At 59.4% G+C, this 17,005-nt stretch carries 26 protein-coding genes; 15 read left to right on the plus strand and 11 right to left on the minus strand.

Annotation, left to right across the window (positions count from 1 at the left end; genetic code table 11):
- Window position 1: 1 nt before the first annotated feature.
- The 8 genes from OQ248_RS20400 to OQ248_RS20435 form a co-directional block, all read right to left on the minus strand.
- The gene (locus OQ248_RS20400) at window positions 2-277 is read right to left on the minus strand and encodes a pyocin activator PrtN family protein (RefSeq protein ID WP_260520295.1); all 276 of its coding nucleotides are present in this window, start codon (window positions 275-277) and stop codon (window positions 2-4) included.
- Window positions 274-570 carry a hypothetical protein gene (locus tag OQ248_RS20405; protein ID WP_265813775.1) on the minus strand — a complete coding sequence of 99 codons (297 nt, stop codon included), beginning with the start codon at window positions 568-570 and terminating at the stop codon, window positions 274-276. Before OQ248_RS20405 ends, OQ248_RS20400 begins: the two co-directional genes overlap by 4 nt.
- A gap of 64 nt (window positions 571-634) precedes the next feature.
- Window positions 635-928 carry a hypothetical protein gene (locus OQ248_RS20410; RefSeq protein WP_265813776.1) on the minus strand — a complete coding sequence of 98 codons (294 nt, stop codon included), beginning with the start codon at window positions 926-928 and terminating at the stop codon, window positions 635-637.
- 16 nt (window positions 929-944) lie between these two features.
- The gene (locus OQ248_RS20415) at window positions 945-3,740 is read right to left on the minus strand and encodes a toprim domain-containing protein (RefSeq protein ID WP_265813777.1); all 2,796 of its coding nucleotides are present in this window, start codon (window positions 3,738-3,740) and stop codon (window positions 945-947) included.
- A 2-nt stretch (window positions 3,741-3,742) separates the two neighbouring features.
- On the minus strand, window positions 3,743-3,976 hold the full coding sequence (locus OQ248_RS20420) for a hypothetical protein (RefSeq protein WP_260520291.1): 234 nt from the start codon (window positions 3,974-3,976) through the stop codon (window positions 3,743-3,745).
- A gap of 74 nt (window positions 3,977-4,050) precedes the next feature.
- Entirely contained in the window at window positions 4,051-4,416 is a 366-nt protein-coding gene (locus OQ248_RS20425) for a hypothetical protein (RefSeq protein WP_260520290.1), read from the minus strand.
- Window positions 4,413-4,886, minus strand: a complete 474-nt coding sequence (locus tag OQ248_RS20430) for a YmfL family putative regulatory protein (protein WP_260520289.1) — start codon at window positions 4,884-4,886, stop codon at window positions 4,413-4,415. Before OQ248_RS20430 ends, OQ248_RS20425 begins: the two co-directional genes overlap by 4 nt.
- A 29-nt stretch (window positions 4,887-4,915) precedes the next feature.
- Window positions 4,916-5,116: a DNA-binding protein gene (locus OQ248_RS20435; RefSeq protein ID WP_018929266.1), complete on the minus strand. Its 201-nt coding sequence runs from the start codon at window positions 5,114-5,116 to the stop codon at window positions 4,916-4,918.
- 92 nt (window positions 5,117-5,208) lie between these two features.
- Here OQ248_RS20435 and OQ248_RS20440 point away from each other — a divergent pair, with 92 nt between their 5' ends.
- Window positions 5,209-5,556 (plus strand): helix-turn-helix domain-containing protein, encoded by a 348-nt coding sequence (locus OQ248_RS20440; protein ID WP_173892726.1) that lies wholly within the window; start codon window positions 5,209-5,211, stop codon window positions 5,554-5,556.
- Between the two features lie 101 nt (window positions 5,557-5,657).
- Complete coding sequence (locus OQ248_RS20445; protein ID WP_260520287.1) at window positions 5,658-5,843, plus strand: hypothetical protein; 186 nt, start codon at window positions 5,658-5,660, stop codon at window positions 5,841-5,843.
- 55 nt (window positions 5,844-5,898) lie between these two features.
- On the opposite strand, the gene OQ248_RS20450 is transcribed toward OQ248_RS20445, so the two are convergent.
- The 3 genes from OQ248_RS20450 to OQ248_RS20460 all read right to left on the minus strand — a co-directional run bounded on the left by OQ248_RS20450 (window position 5,899) and on the right by OQ248_RS20460 (window position 9,055).
- The gene (locus tag OQ248_RS20450; RefSeq protein ID WP_047293252.1) at window positions 5,899-6,156 is read right to left on the minus strand and encodes an ogr/Delta-like zinc finger family protein; all 258 of its coding nucleotides are present in this window, start codon (window positions 6,154-6,156) and stop codon (window positions 5,899-5,901) included.
- Between the two features lie 75 nt (window positions 6,157-6,231).
- A complete protein-coding gene (locus OQ248_RS20455) occupies window positions 6,232-7,074 on the minus strand; it encodes a phage portal protein (protein ID WP_265813778.1) in 843 nt (280 codons plus the stop codon).
- On the minus strand, window positions 7,013-9,055 hold the full coding sequence (locus OQ248_RS20460; protein WP_265813779.1) for a terminase family protein: 2,043 nt from the start codon (window positions 9,053-9,055) through the stop codon (window positions 7,013-7,015). The genes OQ248_RS20455 and OQ248_RS20460 overlap by 62 nt, the downstream gene beginning before the upstream one ends.
- Before the next feature lie 162 nt (window positions 9,056-9,217).
- On the opposite strand from OQ248_RS20460, the gene OQ248_RS20465 reads away from it, so the two are divergent.
- The 13 genes from OQ248_RS20465 (at window position 9,218) to OQ248_RS20525 (ending at window position 17,001) form a co-directional block, all read left to right on the plus strand.
- Complete coding sequence (locus OQ248_RS20465) at window positions 9,218-10,141, plus strand: GPO family capsid scaffolding protein (protein ID WP_265813780.1); 924 nt, start codon at window positions 9,218-9,220, stop codon at window positions 10,139-10,141.
- A gap of 2 nt (window positions 10,142-10,143) precedes the next feature.
- Entirely contained in the window at window positions 10,144-11,166 is a 1,023-nt protein-coding gene (locus OQ248_RS20470) for a phage major capsid protein, P2 family (RefSeq protein WP_265813781.1), read from the plus strand.
- On the plus strand, window positions 11,163-11,882 hold the full coding sequence (gpM, locus tag OQ248_RS20475; protein WP_265813782.1) for a phage terminase small subunit: 720 nt from the start codon (window positions 11,163-11,165) through the stop codon (window positions 11,880-11,882). Before OQ248_RS20470 ends, gpM begins: the two co-directional genes overlap by 4 nt.
- Before the next feature lie 100 nt (window positions 11,883-11,982).
- A complete protein-coding gene (locus OQ248_RS20480; RefSeq protein ID WP_265813783.1) occupies window positions 11,983-12,444 on the plus strand; it encodes a head completion/stabilization protein in 462 nt (153 codons plus the stop codon).
- A complete protein-coding gene (locus OQ248_RS20485; RefSeq protein WP_265813784.1) occupies window positions 12,441-12,893 on the plus strand; it encodes a phage tail protein in 453 nt (150 codons plus the stop codon). Before OQ248_RS20480 ends, OQ248_RS20485 begins: the two co-directional genes overlap by 4 nt.
- Window positions 12,880-13,563 (plus strand): phage virion morphogenesis protein, encoded by a 684-nt coding sequence (locus tag OQ248_RS20490; protein ID WP_265813785.1) that lies wholly within the window; start codon window positions 12,880-12,882, stop codon window positions 13,561-13,563. The genes OQ248_RS20485 and OQ248_RS20490 overlap by 14 nt, the downstream gene beginning before the upstream one ends.
- Before the next feature lie 11 nt (window positions 13,564-13,574).
- A complete protein-coding gene (locus tag OQ248_RS20495) occupies window positions 13,575-14,690 on the plus strand; it encodes a DUF2586 domain-containing protein (RefSeq protein WP_265813786.1) in 1,116 nt (371 codons plus the stop codon).
- 6 nt (window positions 14,691-14,696) lie between these two features.
- Window positions 14,697-15,149, plus strand: a complete 453-nt coding sequence (locus OQ248_RS20500) for a phage protein (RefSeq protein ID WP_065257744.1) — start codon at window positions 14,697-14,699, stop codon at window positions 15,147-15,149.
- A complete protein-coding gene (locus tag OQ248_RS20505; protein WP_102685930.1) occupies window positions 15,149-15,361 on the plus strand; it encodes a TraR/DksA C4-type zinc finger protein in 213 nt (70 codons plus the stop codon). The genes OQ248_RS20500 and OQ248_RS20505 overlap by 1 nt, the downstream gene beginning before the upstream one ends.
- A complete protein-coding gene (locus OQ248_RS20510) occupies window positions 15,358-15,654 on the plus strand; it encodes a hypothetical protein (RefSeq protein WP_265813787.1) in 297 nt (98 codons plus the stop codon). Before OQ248_RS20505 ends, OQ248_RS20510 begins: the two co-directional genes overlap by 4 nt.
- Window positions 15,651-16,178 (plus strand): lysozyme, encoded by a 528-nt coding sequence (locus OQ248_RS20515; protein WP_265813788.1) that lies wholly within the window; start codon window positions 15,651-15,653, stop codon window positions 16,176-16,178. The genes OQ248_RS20510 and OQ248_RS20515 overlap by 4 nt, the downstream gene beginning before the upstream one ends.
- On the plus strand, window positions 16,175-16,714 hold the full coding sequence (locus OQ248_RS20520) for a lysis protein (RefSeq protein ID WP_265813789.1): 540 nt from the start codon (window positions 16,175-16,177) through the stop codon (window positions 16,712-16,714). The genes OQ248_RS20515 and OQ248_RS20520 overlap by 4 nt, the downstream gene beginning before the upstream one ends.
- A complete protein-coding gene (locus tag OQ248_RS20525) occupies window positions 16,711-17,001 on the plus strand; it encodes a putative phage tail assembly chaperone (RefSeq protein ID WP_065257739.1) in 291 nt (96 codons plus the stop codon). Before OQ248_RS20520 ends, OQ248_RS20525 begins: the two co-directional genes overlap by 4 nt.
- The last annotated feature ends 4 nt before the right edge of the window (window positions 17,002-17,005 follow it).

Here is a 17,005-nt window from a genome sequence, read left to right on the forward strand (position 1 = left end):
ATTAGCTGCTGCGCGGCGCGCTATTCAGTTGGTTACTTTCTTTGACTGCTGCAGCGCGCTGTTCATCCAGGTAGGCCGACAGGTCTGCAATATGAACACCTTTCGCACTTTTCTGGCTCGACTCCATGCGAGTAATCGGGAGCTTTATCTGCCCTGCACCAACTTTGCGTTGAAACATATCCGTTGTCAGGTGCGTGAAATAATCCTGGCACACTCGATCCAGGGGAATTACCACTTGGCCATTGTATTGGGCCATCAGTACAAACAGCGTTTTCATAGTGCAATACCTTCGAGTGAGAAAGTTCGATCAATTGGGGGGCGGTCTGCTGTTGATTTGCCTGCCAATAGTTGAGCGACAACAGCGAACTCTGCCGCATCAATGTCGCCCAACTCCTTGGCGAAAGTGGTAAGGCATTCAAGCCGGATCCGCGCTGCTTCAGTTTTCCGTACTCGATAGTCAAACAGCGCTGTACCTACGATTCTGATAGCCATCAGATGCCGAGCGTGCGGGTCACTGTTGTTGAGTGTGTTAGCCTTTGGATCACTGCTGCTTTGGTGCTGTGCTTCCATGGTGTTGCCCTCAGTGGTGGTTGATGTCGGGGAGCTGCAACTCCTCGACATCGCTTCTATTCCGTCAGTCCCGACGGGCCAGGTGAATAACCAGGTCAGCGTAATTCGGGTCTTCCTCGGTACAGGATTGCCATTCCAGTACGCTCAAAATCTGCTGTGGGCTGCATGAGTCCACCAGGATTTCGCGCTGGCCACCTGCAGCACGAACTTCAAGAATCTGCAGCAGCCCGTCCTCGTCATAAGCCCTGGCTTGAATCACCGGCTGGCTCTTACCCAGTGCATTCAGGCGATCGATGATTTCCTGCAGCTTGTTCGTGTTGCCGTCGCCGGCATTACCCATAAAGACTTGGATTTGCATCGGTGTAGCCTCCTTTTCACGCTTTGAAGATCCAGCACTTGACCGTCGTGGGACGGCCCGGCGCCAAGGGTGTTCTGCTGTTCATCGCTGCGCGGACTGCGCTGTGTACTGCTTTATTTGCTTCCAGAAACTTGTGCGAGCGTGACTCTTTCAGCAGGTCGCGCAGGGTGGCCACGTCGGCCAGCTTCTGTTTGTGTTCGGCGGCGCGTTCACTGAATTCGTTGAGGTTGATCGCAATCACGTTCGGGTCGCTGCTGTGATCGACCAATGGGTCGTCATTGAGCGATTCGAGGTAGTCGTAGACTTCCCAGAATTCGGCAACGGCCGGGTGGTCGGAGCTGATCGAGGCCTGGCGCTCGATGGCCATTCGCACGATCTGGCGCTGGCTGGCGGCAATCTGGGGTTCGTCCAGTTTCAGAACCAGGCGCAGGGCATCGAGCAGCGAAAGCAACTGCGCGTGGTTCTTGCTGATCCGCTCCACGCGGATGTATCCGCGCAGGTCAGATCCGCAGCTGCGACAGTTGCCTTGCTCGCTGGAGTACTCCGTGCAGCAGTCAAAGCAGTGGGTATGCAGCCGGCGCAGCTTGGCTTCGTGTTCCGGCATGCGCTGGGCGAAAAGCTCGAGGACGGCGGACTCTTTACCAACGGCCCGAATCAGGAAGTGGCTGAGCATGTCGCCATCCAAGGCGTTCAACTTGTCGGCTGCAGCGCGGCTTTGCGGCGTCACTGTTGGTCGGATGAAGTGCAGCTTCACGATCCGGGTCATGATCGCCTCATGGGCGACCACTGCCGCGTTCTGGCTGATGGCAATCGTGCCGCGAAACGGTGGTTCGTAGGTTTCGTTGCCGGCAGTCTTCACCCCCTTTGTGGCCAAGGTGCCGCCGCCGTAGTAATCCTTTAGCTCGTCCCATTCGAAGGTTTTGGCGTGAGAGCGATCCTCGCTGTGCCGATCGGCTTCGAGGAATACGACCGGCATACCTGCGACTTGCCCCATCAATCGCGAACGACCGGCTTTCGTCGATTTCATCGGGTCGAAGCCTTCGTACCCCTCGCGCCCGAGCAGTTTCCACAGCAGGTTGAGCAGGGTGGTCTTGCCGGCGCCGGCCTCGCCGGTGGCCTCCAGAAAAGGGAAAGACTGATAGCGCGCCCGGATCTGCTCGCAGAACAGCGAACCGAAGAAGAACACCAGCGCGACCAGACCCTGGGCGCCGAAGCATGTCCACAGCAGCTGCAGCCACTGCTCGTTAAAGTCCTTCCCGTCGCGCTGTAGCTTGATCGGCACGCCTTTCTGCAGTGATTTCAGCCGGAGTTTCCCGAACTCAAAATAGTCCTCACTGTTGATTTTGTAGATCGTGCCATCCTTGATGGCGAGATCCCCAAAAACGTAGCAGCCGTATTCCTTGCTGTAGCCCACGTAGTCGATCGTGGACACGGTTTTGATGCCGAACAGTTGATCCTTCATCAGCTTGTCGAGCTGCTGGCCGCTACCGGTGTACATGGCACCGGCAGCCATCCCGAGCAGACGTTTTTTGAACTCGCTGGCGGCTGATAGCTGACCGCTGGTGAAGGTGTTTTTCACGCTTTCTGAGTCGTGAGGGAAGTCTACGCGCACGTAGTACCAGGATTCGTCGGTGACTTCGTTGCGTTGAAAGTACAGCGCCTGTGGGTAGCAGTTTGCGATCTCGGCCACGCTGCCCGATTGCTGCAGGGCTTTTTCGCGCTGCTGTGCTTGATTGAGCAATTGGTCGTCGTGGTTCTCGCTGTCCTCGATGTCCTGCATCGCCCGGTTGAACTTCTCCATGTCCAACTTGAACCAGTACAGGCGGCTACCGAAGGCCAGGTGAAATTCACCGCGCTTGTTCCAGTCGTACATCAGCAAGGCTTTCTCGGCGGCACTCTCTGCCAACAGCAGCGCGCCCTGGTGACGTACCTGTTTCAGGTCAGCGGCAATTTGTTCAGCGCGTTCGCTTTCGTCATCGATAAAGCCCCAGCGTTGATGCAGGTCGTTCCAGTCGGTCTTCCGTCCGTCACGGAGAGGGATCTGCGCGGCCTCACAAACGAACCCCAGCGCTCGCGCCTGCTTGGCCCAGCGTTTGGTATAGGCATGTGCACCTGGTTCGTTGTCCAGCGCCCAGACCAGCTTCGGCAGCTTCCCCTCACGATCACGAACGAGCGCCCGTAGGGATTCCTCCGGAAACGCATTCGAAGACATGGCGGATACGGCGGCGATATCGTTATGCACCAAGGCAATCGCATCGAAGATGCCTTCCACAATCCAGATTTCTTTGGCTTCCAGCAGATCCACGCAGGGCGGGCACCACCAGACGCCGCGATAGCTGTCCTTCGATTTGAAGCGCGCTTTCATCTTGCCGAAGCGGCTAGGTCGGTCGATCAGGCGCTCCCACCAACCGCCTTTCTCCAGCGCAAAGCGAACAGTCGCACTGCCGGCGTTGTGTTCGACTGAATAGAAGCTTTCCTGCGTGAACCAGCCTTGGATCAACTGAATGTTGAAGCCCCGAGCGAACTCCAGGTAAGCACGGGCGGTGGCGTTGGGATCTTGATCGGTTATCGGTGCGCGCTTGCTCCAGTCCTCAAACAGATCGTCGTACAGCTCCTTCACATGCATTGTGTGGGCGCATTTCTCGGGTCTGCCACATATCACCAGCCACGGAGCCTGAATGCGGGTGTACAGCGTTTTCTGCCGGCACTTCGGGCAAGTTCCGCCGCGCATGTAATGGGCGTCTGACCGTTGCTTAAGTCCGTAATCGTTTTGCAGGCGCTTAAGCACGTCGACGCGCAGTTGCTCTTTCATGGTTACTTCACTTTCTTAAGGCAGTGGGAGAGGGCGCCGATCAGATGTTTCTGAGCGGCCATCACGGGGGAGTTGGCGAGAATCGAACCGTGACGCAGGCCTTCGGGGATAAAGCGGTATTGGTCTGCGTACCAAAGGTCATTGAGGCTGAGACGGTACTGTTCGCGCAGGTTGGCCAAGAGTGCCTGAGCCTGTTCCGGCGGCAGTTTTGCGTGGATGTTCAGGGCGTTTTCCATCGTCAAACCTCAATTTCGGGCGCAGCTCACCCAAACCCACGGGAATGGGGAATCGGGATCTTTTGGGGTGGGTGTTACGGAGTGGTGATACGGAAGCGCCCGTTGTCCGGTGCGTTCAGAATGCGTTCATAAATCAGGCTGACAGGGATGGCCCATACCTCACCGGTGCCTGTATCCGTGATTACGGTGTGTGTAGGCGTGCTGGTCAGAACATCCAGACGCTGCCGATCGCTGGCTGCAGACAGATCGCTGTAGGCAAGGTGAACCATTTTTTCCGCGGTAGGTGTCAGCACGTCAAAGTCGGCAACCAGGTGTTGGACTGCGCGTTTCAGCAACTGCTGGTCGTCGCTCAGGTGTTCGCATTGGTGACGCTCAAGGAAGACCAGCGCTGCGGCTTTGAGCATGTCCTGATATTCCTGTACTGCGGGCAGATTGTTCATTGGGCTTTCCCTTCGCGGTAGAGGGCGATCGCTGCCAATACTTCGGCGTGGCGGGCTGCCAAGTGCAGGTTGTTGGCATCCAGAATCAGTTCGGCTTCTTCTTCGCTGATTGATCCGTCCTCAAGTGCTTGAGCAATAGCCTGGTCAACGCAGCCGCGTTTGGCTGCGACTTGCAAAGAGCGGGCATAGAGTTCGACGTTGTCGAGTGTTTCCGGGTCGGCAACGGGGATAAAGCGACCCCCGTACATTGAGGCGACGTAGTTAGCCAGGTGGTAAGTGCCGCTTTCCTGTTCGAGCATGAATATCTGCGCGTCAGTGAGGGGCGAGCATCCAGCATTTTCGTAGGCATGGTTATCGAACTTTTTGAGCTTCATTCCCAAACGGTTCGCTGCAGCCTCGCGGCCACCGGCGTAGGTTCGAATAATCTCGCTGGTAACTTCCCTGCGTGTATCTAGGATCAGACTTTTCATCTTCTACTTTTCCCTGTTGAACCGTGGCACTACTGTTCAATTTCGCCGTCTTTGATTCCGAGTAGGACGGCTGCTCGATGTGCCTCCCCACGGCGACCTTTGATCCGACCGTTCAACAGGTCGCTGACTAAATTTTTGTTCAGCCCATGCTTGCGGCTGAATTCCGCAATGCTGACGCCTTTTCGATCAAGCGCCGCCCGGGCTTGCTCGTGCGTAACGGTGGCGGGCATAGTGCTCCCCTTGTTCGTTTCTGTTTGTTTGCGTTTATCTGTGGTGATTCTTGGTCAAAAAAATGACCAAGTCAATGGTGGTGGCTAAAAAAATGCTCATAGCGGATCGAGTGGGTGAACGCCTCAGGGAAGAGCGCGAGCGCTTGGGGTTAAATCAAACTGATTTTGGTGTGCTGCTAGGCGTTAGCAGAGGCACACAGAAGAACTACGAGTTGGGAGCAAATTCTCTCGATCTCCGTTATGTCACTGCGCTTGAGGAGCGTGGTGTTGACGCGGCTTACGTGCTTACCGGTCGGCGATCGACGCCACTGGGCCAACTTTTTAGCGCTGCGGAAGAAGAATTGATTCACCAATTCAGAAACATTTCTGACGAGGATCAAAAAGCAATTCGTCGCTTTCTCGAAGCCATGGCAGACGACGCTGCTCGCCAGCGGAAGTAACTCGCAACAATGCACCTGACTCATTAGTCGCGCCTCTGTTTCAATGCGGTTTGCCGCCCCGATAACGTCGATTCAGCAATGCACTTTATGGAGTAGTAAGCATGTTGGATCGCAAGATGAACGATCGCACCACGTTCGAGAAAACCGAGTTCGATACGTCCGGACTCACAAATATCGAGCGTCGTTTGATCGATCTCTATCGACGGTTGAGCCAGGTGGAGCAGCAGCAAGTCCGTCGAGTTGCCGAGATACTGGCCGTAAACCCAAAGGAGCCAGTAGAGGGCTGAATCTCATTCCTTGAGTGATCCCGATCGCCGACGCTTCTGCGTTGGCGATTTGCAGTTACGCCACCGCCTGCGATCCCAACTGCTCGAAAAGCTCCCGCTGCTTTGCCCTGGGCAACTCGCGAAACCGATCGATCAACATTCGTTCGAAGGTCTGCGATGAAGGGCTGAGCGTGTGTGAGAACGTGAGGTTTGACACCCACGTGTGCCCGCATCTGGCGTCCAGGCATTGGCAATACAGCTTCACGAATTCCGTTGTTACCTCTTCCCGTGAAGCAATTCGGCCCTTGTGGCCGCACTTGCATACAACTCTCATAGTGTCCCTCCCCAGGGGCAGCTGATCGCCACCATATTGCCACAAATTGTAGTGGCATTCGCTTCGAAAGGTATTTCATGAAGTGGCATCCACTGCATTTGTCGCAGGTTTCCAGCTAAATCGCCTGTCTTCGCGTAACCGGTCATTAAGCTGATCGAACAACTGGCAAATCGGTCGAATCTCGTTGCTGGTGTACACGCGATCGATTTTCTCGATGTCACCGAATCCGCCGGTGTTCTCCGGGATGATGCCGGCCAATGCAGGGTTCATCCGCCAGGCCGCGATGACGTCGTTTCGGGTGATGTTCTTCACCTTCTCCAGCTCGTCTTTCGCCTGGAAGTCGCCTACCGGGATGATCTGGATCGCGTTCTCTTTGCCGTTGGGGATGTTGACGAACATCGAGCGGAAGTTGCCCACGCCTTTGCTCGCGCTGATTTGGGCGCGCAGCTCGTCTTCGTCCTCTTCGGTCAGATCCGGGTCGTTGGTGTAGAAGATGTAACCGGCATGCGCGCCGTTGCTGTAGTAGCGCCGGCGGAAGAGGGTGGCGGCCTCATTCAGCAGCAACGCCTGCAAGCCCCCCAGGTAGTCCGGAATACCGTAAATGTTCTGTTCCACGTCGTAGTCCAGGACGTGGGAGATTTCGTGCGCCTCGAACTCCATTTCCTTGTTGTCCGGCAGTAGCATCACGTAGCCGCCGTCGACCTTTACGCGCATGTTGATCGCCGGCAGGTGCTGCAGCTCCAGCACCTGGCCGAATGCGTTGGTGTCGTTGTAGAAGTACGCTTCGCCAAACACCATGTAGTCCAGTCCGGCGCGTCCCATCGTCTCAGTGCTGCAGCCAGCCGAGGCGATGAACTCACGCAACAGCAGGTTGCGCTTGAACTTCGGAATGGCTCCGTGGTGCGCGTTGGCGCGCAACAGCTTCGCCAGGCCGGCCCGCGATACTGGCGGCTTGTAGATTTTGCCGTCGTCGCTTGGAAACACGCCCACGTACTCGCCGATGTTGCCGGACAGCACCTGTTCCGGCTCCCCGAACGTAAACGAGCGCATCGGTTGCTGCTGTGGTTGGGCTACGTGGTGCTTTCTGCGTTTGCGGTTGGCCATGGCTGCTCTGGTTACTCGTGACGTAGCGGCTACGGCGCCGCTTGTTGGTGTTCAAAGGTTCGTTGGACAGGGCGTGCATCACCGCCCAGGCAATGTCGGCGTGACCGGTGGCTTCGGTACGGGATGCGCTGTAGGTGATCTGGCCGCTGTTGGTGGCGCCGCGCTTGATGGTCAGGAATGCCTGGGCAATGTCCGTCCAACCGGCGTCCCACTCGATGCGGCTGCCCTGGATCGTGTCCTGGGCTTTCAGCACCAGGGCGTTTTTCGCTTCCAGGCTGTAATGAATCGGTGTTGCCTTGACGTAGAAGTCGCGCACCAGGTCGAACACGCCGTAACCCACGCCGGTGACATCGATGCCGATGTGCTGCACGTTGAAGCGCTCGGTCAGCTTCTTGACCTGCGCGGCCTGGTAGGTGAACGAGTGGCCCCGCCAACTGTGTTTTTCCAGAATTCTGAACTTCGCCCCGGGTTCGAGCGGCGGCGCGATGACCACGCAGGTGGCGTCGTCGCGTGTGCGGCTCGGGTCGTAGCCCAGCCAGACCGGACTGTTGCCAAACGGGCGATCCAGATCAGGGTTGTAGTCCTCCCACAACGACAGATCCGAGTAGCAGCGCTCCAGATCCTTGAGACTGAATGCGCTTTGCGTGCTGTCGATGAACCTGCAGTAGAACAGCTGCTGGAACTTGTCTTCGTCGTACTCCAGCTGCAGCTGCTCCAGGTCGAACAGATCGCAGCCACCGGCGATCGCATCGTCCAGGGTGATCGTCTTGCGCCACTGACCGTCCGGACACAGCGCGCCCTGCGTGTAAGCCGCTTCGCTCGGCCATTCGCCGCCGGCCTTTTTGCCGCGTTTGCTGTTGCGGAACTCTTCACCCGACCAGAACGGGTACGCCTGGTGCGACACGGCGCTGGGCGTCGAGAAATAGGTTTTGCGCCATTTCTTGTGGGTGCCCATGGCACTGGCGACGGTGCTGAGCTTTTCGAAGTCGCGAATCCAGAAGTATTCGTCCACGTAGACATGGCCGTGATACCCCTGGGCGGTGCTGCTGTTGGTGCTGAGAAAGCGCAGCTCGGCACCGTTGCTCAGGGTGATCGGATTGCCCGTAAGCTCAATGCCGAACCACTGCTGGGCGAACTGGATGATGTAGCTTCGGAAGATTTCCGACTGCGATCGGCTTGCCGATAGGAACACCTGGTTGTCACCGCTCAACACGGCGTCCATGAAGGCTTCGCCGGCGAAGTAGTAGGTCAGGCCGACCTGACGGCTTTTGAGGATGTTCCGGACACGGCGGGTCAGTGGATTCTGTTTCGCCTCGAACAGCTCTTTCTGGTAGCCGTACATTTTCGAGATGAACTTATCCAGGAAGTCCACTTCGGTCAGGCCGCTGACGTCGTTCTTTACCTTCTTTTCGCGCTTCTTGCCGCCGCCCTCGCGCCGCTCACGGCGTTGGCTTGACTGGCGTTCGTCAGGCTCGTCAGGACGGTCAGCAGGCGCTGCCGGCGCAGGTTTTGCCGCAAGCTTTTTCAGGCGCTCCAGCAGGCTTGTCAGGCGCTCCAGCTCTTTCAGCTCGGCGACCGTCAGCGAATCGATCTTTTCCAGAATCAGGGTGATCCGCCGGCTGACTGCGCTCAACGGTTCTTCATCCGTAAGCATCTCGTCCCAGGCGCCTTGGCGGATCCAGTAGTAGACGATACGGATGTTGGGCAGCTTCAAATGCGCCTGAATTTCCTTCACCGAACAGCGGCGTAGGTAGAGGCGTTTTGCGGCTTCTTTGACTTCGGTCGGGTAGTTCATGGGCCGCAGTCTATGCGGCGAAAACGCTGGAAACGCGGGGTTAAATCCCGGCATTCGCCTATATCCGGAAAATAGGAGAACGCCGAAAACCAACCGTTTGTTTGGGGCAAAACGGCTCCCTATCGTGGCGGCTCATTCAACGATTGAGCGCAATCACCGACCATGCCCCGTTCCCTTGTCTCCTACTGGAAACGTGTTGCCACCAGCGGCCCGACCGTCGATGGCCGCGAGATCCTGCCCCAGGAACTGCGCGACATCGCCGAGACGTACGCGCCAAACCTGTACACCGCTGTTATCTGGTGTGAACACGATCGTTGGTTCGGTTCCTTCGGCACTGTGTTCGCTGTGCGCCTCATCGAGGACGCGGAAGATCTGGAGCCTGGCCAAGTTGCCCTTGAGGCCCAGCTGAAGCCCAACGACAAGTTGCTGCGCCTCAACGACGCCGGCGAAAAACTCTTCACCAGCATCGAGATCAGGCCGAATTTCCGGGGCCGTGGCAAAGCCTATATGACCGGCATCGCGGTCACTGACGAACCCGCCAGCGTCGGTACTCAGGAACTCTACTTTTCCAGCCGTACCAGCCGCGATTCGTATTACGCCGCCTCCCACGAACTTGGCTCTTTGAGCGAAACCGAGCCGCAGGGCGAGATCGGGCGCCTGGGCGCCATGTTCACCCGCCTGTTCAAGCGTTTCGGGATTGAAGACACGCCCACCGAAACCACCCCGCAAACCCCAAACGAGAGCAAACACCCAATGGATGAAGCTACCGCAACGGCCTTGAAAGCCCTGCTGGCCCAGCTGCTGGTCGTCGCTGCCGGCATTCAGGCCGTGATCGAGCCTGCAGCCGAAGAAGCACCGGAACCCGATCAAACCCCGATCGATGATGTCAGCGCTGCAGTAGACGAAATCGTCACTACTGCCGAGGAAGAACGAGAGTTCAAGCGCAACGGCGGCGGCAACAAGGCCGTGATGGCGGCACTGACCAGCCTGCAGAAACAGTTTACTGAACTGAAAAACACTCCTGCTGGCCGTCATCTGCCACGCAACGCCGGCCCGGCTGGCAAGACCAAAGCGCGGGTACTCTGACCATGGCTGCTCACTCCCTGAGCGCCTATGGCGCGAAAATGTATGCCGAGCTGCAGCTTGCCCTCGCCGAAACCTACGGCGTCGACTTGGCCAGCAAACAGTTCAGTGTGGAACCGTCGGTAGCCCAAGAGCTTAACGACGCCATCACGGCCAAATCGGACTTCCTCTCGCGTATCAACGTCATCGGCGTGAGCGAAATCAAGGGGCAAAAGGTTTTCCTGGGCGTGTCCGGCCCGGTGACTGGCCGCACCAACACCAAGACCACCGACCGCGAAGCAAAAGATGCGTCCGCGCTCGATGACAGCACCTACGAGCTGTCGTCGACCGAATCGGACGTGGGCCTGCCTTACGCGAAGATCGATGCCTGGGCCAAATTCCCGGACTTCCATCAACGCTACTCCGCCGCCGTGCAGAAACAGATCGCCCTGGATCGCATCATGGTCGGTTTCCACGGCACCCACGCGGCAGCGCAGACCGACATCGGCGCCTATCCGATGTTGCAGGACGTGAACAAAGGCTGGCTGCAGCAACTGCGCGAGCAGGCACCGCAGCAGGTGCTCAAGGAAGGCAAAACACCTGGCAAGGTCACCATGGGGCCGAGCGGCGATTACGCAAATCTCGACGCCCTGGTGCACGACACCAAGCAAATGGTGGACGAACGCCTGCGCGACGGCGGCGACCTGGTGGCGATCATCGGTTCCGACCTGTTGGCCGCTGACAAAGCCAAGCTGTACGCCAAGCAGGGCGACACCCCGACCGAGAAAGAGCGCATTGAGGACGCCCAGGTGATTGCCACCTACGGCGGTCTGCCGAGCTTTAGCGTTCCGTTCTTCCCGGTCAACGGCGTGCTGGTCACCAGCTGGGACAACCTGTCGATTTACTTCCAGGATTCCAGCTGGCGCAAGCAAACCGTGGACAACCCGAAGCGTTCCCGCGTCGAGGATTACAACAGCCGCAACGAGGGCTACGTGATCGAGCAGCTGGAGAAAATCGCGCTGACCGAGAACGTGGAGCTGGTGAAGTGAGCCTGGCCCTTGCCCACAAACGCCGCATTTTGGCTCAGGGAACCGCTGCAGTGATCGCTGCTGCAGCGGCACCGCTGGCGTATTCGCCGGCGGAAGCCCTGAGCAGCCCGGCCAACGCGAAAAAGCATCTGCAGCTGCAGGAAGCGGCACTGGCTCAAGACCTGGAGCGCCTGAGCGCGATCAAAGGGCTGGCCGGACGCCAGGCACTCAAGCGCGAAGAACTCCTGCCCAAGTATCAGGACTTCATCCAGCGTTACATGGACTCGGGCCTGGTGATGCCGAACCCCGTCCTGGTGCAGGTGATGGTCTGGCTGTTCGATACCGAGCAGTTCGAAGACGGCCTGGTGCTGGCGGACTTTGCGATCGAGCAGGGCCAGGAAATGCCGGAGCGCTTCAAGCGGCGCGACGTGCAGACCTTTGTCGCGGATGCAGTAATCGACTGGGCCTACGACCAATACAACGCCAAGCGCAGTCCGGAGCCGTACCTGTCCAACCTGCTGCCGCGCGTCGACGGTGAATGGGATCTGATCGAGCAGATCCCGAGCAAGTACCACAAGTTGATCGGCATGCGCGCCCTAGAGGCCGAGCAATGGGAAACCGCGCTCTGGCATCTGGAGCGTTCCACCGAGCTGTACGCCAAGGCCGGCAACGAAACGCGCATTGCGAAGTGCCGTAAGGCGATCGCCAAACAAACACCCGCCACCGGCGCCCAATAACCGACTACCCCCCCCCAGCGGGGAACTGTGGACGTGTGTCTGCCATTTATGGCCAGCCCCACGGAAAACAGTCTCCCCGCCCTAATTCGAGCGGTCAGCAATGAGCTTTTCCGGGAAACCCACCACCATTGTGGAACAGGCGATCGAGAACGACGGCTTCTGGCCGAACCTTTCCGTGGCCGAATTCCAGAAGGGCTACCGCCTGCCGGCGGAGTTCCTGGGCGACCTGCTGACCGACGCCCTGTTTATCGCGATGGCCGAGGTCAATACCGACCTGACCAAGCTCAAGGCCAGTTGGCTGGCAGCAGGCATCACCGCCGTGGAAACAGCCGATCCGATGCTGCTGCCTGAACGTGCATTCAAAGCCAAGCTGTACAAGCGCGCCGTGTATTGCCGCGCCAAGGCCAGCGCCCTGCAGCAGTTCGCTACCGTTACACGTCGCGAGAGCGCCGAAAACACTGGCAAGGAAGCGCCGGAGCGTGAAGACACGTTTCTGGCATTCAGCCAACAGGCAGTGCGCGCCCTGCAGGGCCGTGGCCGCATCACGGCGAAATTGCTATGACCAAGCTGCAGGCGTTGACCGCCTACCTGCTGGAGCACCGCCTGGTCGAGCCTGAACAGCTCGACAGCTGGACGGAGCAGGTCAAGCTGTCGCTGATCTGGAAACCCGACGTCGACGGCATGCACTTTGCCGACATGCACTATCGCGCCGTGATTGTCCTGGAGCGTTTCGCCGCCAATCCGGCCCGCATGATGGCCCTGGTGGGCAGTTGGCTGGAGACCCACGACGCCGATCGCGACCGCCACGAACTGCCAGCGCCGGAATTCGCCGTGGAGCCGCTGGACAACGATCTGTTCGACGTTGAAGTCACGCTGGAATTCGTCGAGCCGCAGTACCTCTCCGAAGATCCGGACGGCGAGATCCAAGCCTTCGGCAAGTCCTGGGCGTTCATCCCGTTTGACCTGTGGATCGCTGAGCGCGGCGAGGTGGCCACCAATGGCGGGGCGTAGCACGTTCGAACTCGACGTGCGCGGACGCTTGGGCGTGCGCGAGCAACTGGCGTTGCTGAGCCTGCCGCCGCAGTTGCGCCGGCGTTTGCTGAACCAGGTGACCAAGCGCGTGCGGACGATGAGCCGCAAGCGTGTGCGCGACCAGCAGAACCTGGACGGCACGCCGTTCGCCCCGCGCCGGGGCGATGGCAAAGGCAAAAAGAAGATGGAAGCCGGCCTGGCCAAGTTGATGGTGGTCACCCGCGTGACCGCTGACGAAGCGGAACTGGGCTGGAAAAACGCCCTGACCCGATGGGTCGCCGCCCAGCAACACAACGGTGTCAGCGAACGCCGCACCGCCGCACAGATGCGCCGCTGGAACAAAACCCCGCCCGGCCTGGCCGCGACCGAGAAACAGGCCAAGCGCTTGCGTCGGTTGGGATTCCGCGTGCGCCAGGCCGGCAAAAAGAGCCTGACCAGGCCGTCCGTGGCGTGGATTCAAGAACATGTGAATTACGCCAAGGCGGGTCTGTTGATCCGCATCCTGGACGACCAGCGCAGCGAGTCGTCGGGCGCGCAGAGCTGGGAAATCACGCTGCCCAAACGCCAGTTCATCGGCGCCGAAACCGAACGCGACACCAACCTGCTGATTAACCAGGTGTTGCAACAAATCCTAAATTCACCCCGCTAACGAGGCACTGCATGGCACTCGGTCAAGTCACCGTCGACAATCTCAACCTGGGCCAAGGGCCTGTGAGCGAGATTGAGCGTTACTTTCTTTTCATCGGCCCCGCCGGCAAGAACGTCGGCCAGTTCCTGCCGCTGAACACGGACAGCGACCTGGATGCCGCCCTGGGCGTTCCGGGCAGCGACCTGAAAACCCAAATCACCGCTGCCCGTCTCAACGGTGGCCAGCGTTGGGCATGCGTTGCCGCTCCGATCGGCGCCGAGGGCAATTGGGTCGATGCATTGGAGAAGGCCCAGCAACAGGGCTACTCCGTCGAGTCCGTGGTGATTACCAAACCGGTGATCGCGCCGGCGGAAATCTCGGCCATGCATGACGCTGCAATCTCATTGAGCAACACCTATGGACGCCGCGTGTTCGTCATGGCGTCCGCACCTGGCGTCACTGCCGACCAGACCTGGGCGCAGTACATGGGCGAGCGAAAAGCGCTGTTGGCCAACTTGGCCGCACCCCGTGTTCTGGTCGTTCCGCAACTGCACGGCAATGACCTGGGCGTTCTCGCCGGTCGCCTGGCCAACGCTTCGGTGAGCATTGCGGATAGTCCGATGCGTGTCGCCACTGGCCCCGTGCTGGGCCTTGGCCCTGTGCCGATTGACGGCGAAAAAATCCCACTGCCGTCGGCTGTGCGCAGCGAGCTGGATCGAGCGCGCTACTCGGTGTCGCAGACCTATCCGGACTACCCGGGCGTGTATTGGGGTGACGGCAACATGCTGGACACCCCCGGCAGTGACTTTCAGGTCGTGGAGTACCTGCGTATCACCGACAAGGCCGCTCGCCTGATCCGGGCGCTGCTGATCCGCCGCGTGGCCGATCGCCGCTTGAACAACACGCCCAACAGCATGGCCGTCAACACCAACCAGTTGATGGCGCCGCTGCGCGCCATGGCCAAGTCCATCACCTTTGCTGGCCAGGTATTCCCCGGCGACATCGAGCCGCCAAAGGACGGCGACCTGGTGCTGACCTGGCTGAGCAAAACCAAGGTGGTCGCCTACTTCAAGCTCAAACCCCTCAACTGCCCGAAAGACCTGGCCGCGAACATCGCTCTGGATCTTTCCACCGACAAAACGGAGTAACGCCCCATGGCAAAGATTGGCGGCAAGAACTTTGACGTGAACCTGGGCGACATCGCGCTGCACGTTGAAAGCTGCACCCTGGACATCACCGACAACTCGGCAGTGGCCCAAACCCGTGGTGTGCCGGACGGCTACGTGGACGGCGACGTCGCCGCCGCCGGCGAACTGGAACTGGACAGCACCAATTTCAACTTGCTGGTGGATGCCGCCCGCTCGGCGGGCAGTTTCCGCGAGCTGAAACCCTTTGACGCGGTGTTCTTTGCCAAGGCCGGCGAGGACGAAGAAATGCGCGTGGAAGCATTCGGTTGCCGGGTGAAGGTCTCCAGCCTGCTGTCGATCGATCCCAAGGGCGGCGAGAAGAGCAAACACAAGGTGCCGTTCGACGTCACCAGCCCGGATTTCATCCGCATCAACGGCGTTCCGTACCTGGCCGCTGCTGAAACCGAGGGGCTGCGCTGATGGTGGACTGGTTCGACCGTGCCCAGGAGCTGGAGCAACGCCAACGTGACCAGGCGATCAAAGCCCAACTGAGCAAGCCCGTGCCGGTCGGGCCGAGCCTGACCCATTGCCAGGACTGCGACAAACCAATCCCGCCGGCGCGCCAGGCGCACGGTGGCATAACCCGGTGCGTCCCGTGCCAGACGGACGTCGAGAAGAGTAAACGCCGATGACCACTGAAACTTCGCGTCTGGGAGCGCTGGAGCGGCAAATCGCCGTGATCGAGCACCGCATGAACGAGTTTGAAGGTCGTCACGACACCGTGCCGACTCGCGTGACCAAGCTTGAGCAGCAATTCGAAAACATGACTGGTCAGCTCAAGGAACTGAACAGGGGACAGCAGGCGTTGACCCTGGCGGTCAACGTGATCGGCTCCAAAGTCGGGCGCTTGCTGACCATCCTGACGCTGGTTGGCGCCGTCCTGCAGATGGCGGTGCCGGCACTGTTGCGAGTGTGGTTCCCATGAGCCTGCGCGGCAGGATCATGGCCGGCGTGATCGCGCTGGCCAGCACCCCGTTGGTGATCTTCTTGGGCACCTGGGAAGGCAACGGCCAGAACACCGTTTACGCGGACAAGCTCGCCGGCGGACTGCCCACGGTGTGCAAAGGCATCACCCGGTTTACCAGCCCGTACCCGGTTGTGGTCGGCGAATACTGGTCGCCCGCCAAGTGCGCCGAGGTGGAGCAATTGGTGATCCGCAAAACGCAGCTGCAGCTGGCCGAGTGCATCACCAACCCGAACGTAAGCCAGAACACCTTCGACGCCCTCACCAGCCACGGCCACAACTTCGGCGTGACCAGCACCTGCGCCAGTCGAGCGGTCGCGCTTATCAACGCCGGACGCATTGCCGAAGGCTGCAAAGCCTTGGCATGGGCGCAGGACGGTAAGACGCCGGTATGGGCCTTTGTGACTGACGCCAACGGCCAGAAACGTTTTGTACCAGGGCTGCACAACCGCCGGCTGGCCGAGATGGGGGTCTGCCTGAAATGACCATTTCACCTTTCAAGGCCGCCCTGCTCGGGATGCTGATTGCCGCACTGGTGCCTGTGTACTGGTTTATCCGCGTGGTGGATCAACGCGACGACGCGCTGGAAGGCCTGCGAGGCCTGAACACTGAGGTGGTCGGGCTGCGCCACGCGGCACGCATCAGCGGCGAAATGCTCGCCGAGCGGGACGCGATCGACCAACGAAACACCAAGGAATTGATTGATGCACGCACTGAGAACGAACGCCTGCGCCGCGCTGTTGGCGATGGCACTGGCCGGCTGTACGTCAGCGCCACCTGTCCCGCCTCCGGATCTGTGTCCGCCACCGCCGGCACCGCCGGCACCGCCCGCGTGGCTGATGCAGGACGCGCCGAACTCGCTGCAGACGCTCGACCGGATTATTTCACCCTCCGAGATCAACTCACCCAAAGCCGACAAATGATCGTCGGACTGCAGCAATACGTCCGTGGCGTGTGCCAGCGATCGCCCGCGCACCAGGACACCACTTTTCCCAACCTCAACGAGAGAACCACCCCATGAGCCAGCAAAACACCGAAATCACCCTGGAAGTCGGCGAAAACGAATTCACCTTCAACCTGACGCCGGCGGACGTGACCAAGTATTTCAACGCGCTGACCCAAACCAACAAGGTCGCCCCGGGCAACAACCTGCTGATGAACACCGTGCTGCAGGATCAAAAAGCCGTGCTGAAACCGTTGCTGGCCAATCCGGTGATGGTGATGCAGCTCGCCGGTGCGCTGCTGGAGGAATACGCGCCCAACGTTGAGGTGATCGTAAAAAAGCGCTCGAGCACGCTGAGCGCCTGAGCGA

This window comes from Pseudomonas sp. COW5, assembly GCF_026240005.1.
In the GTDB taxonomy this organism is placed as follows: domain Bacteria; phylum Pseudomonadota; class Gammaproteobacteria; order Pseudomonadales; family Pseudomonadaceae; genus Aquipseudomonas; species Aquipseudomonas kribbensis.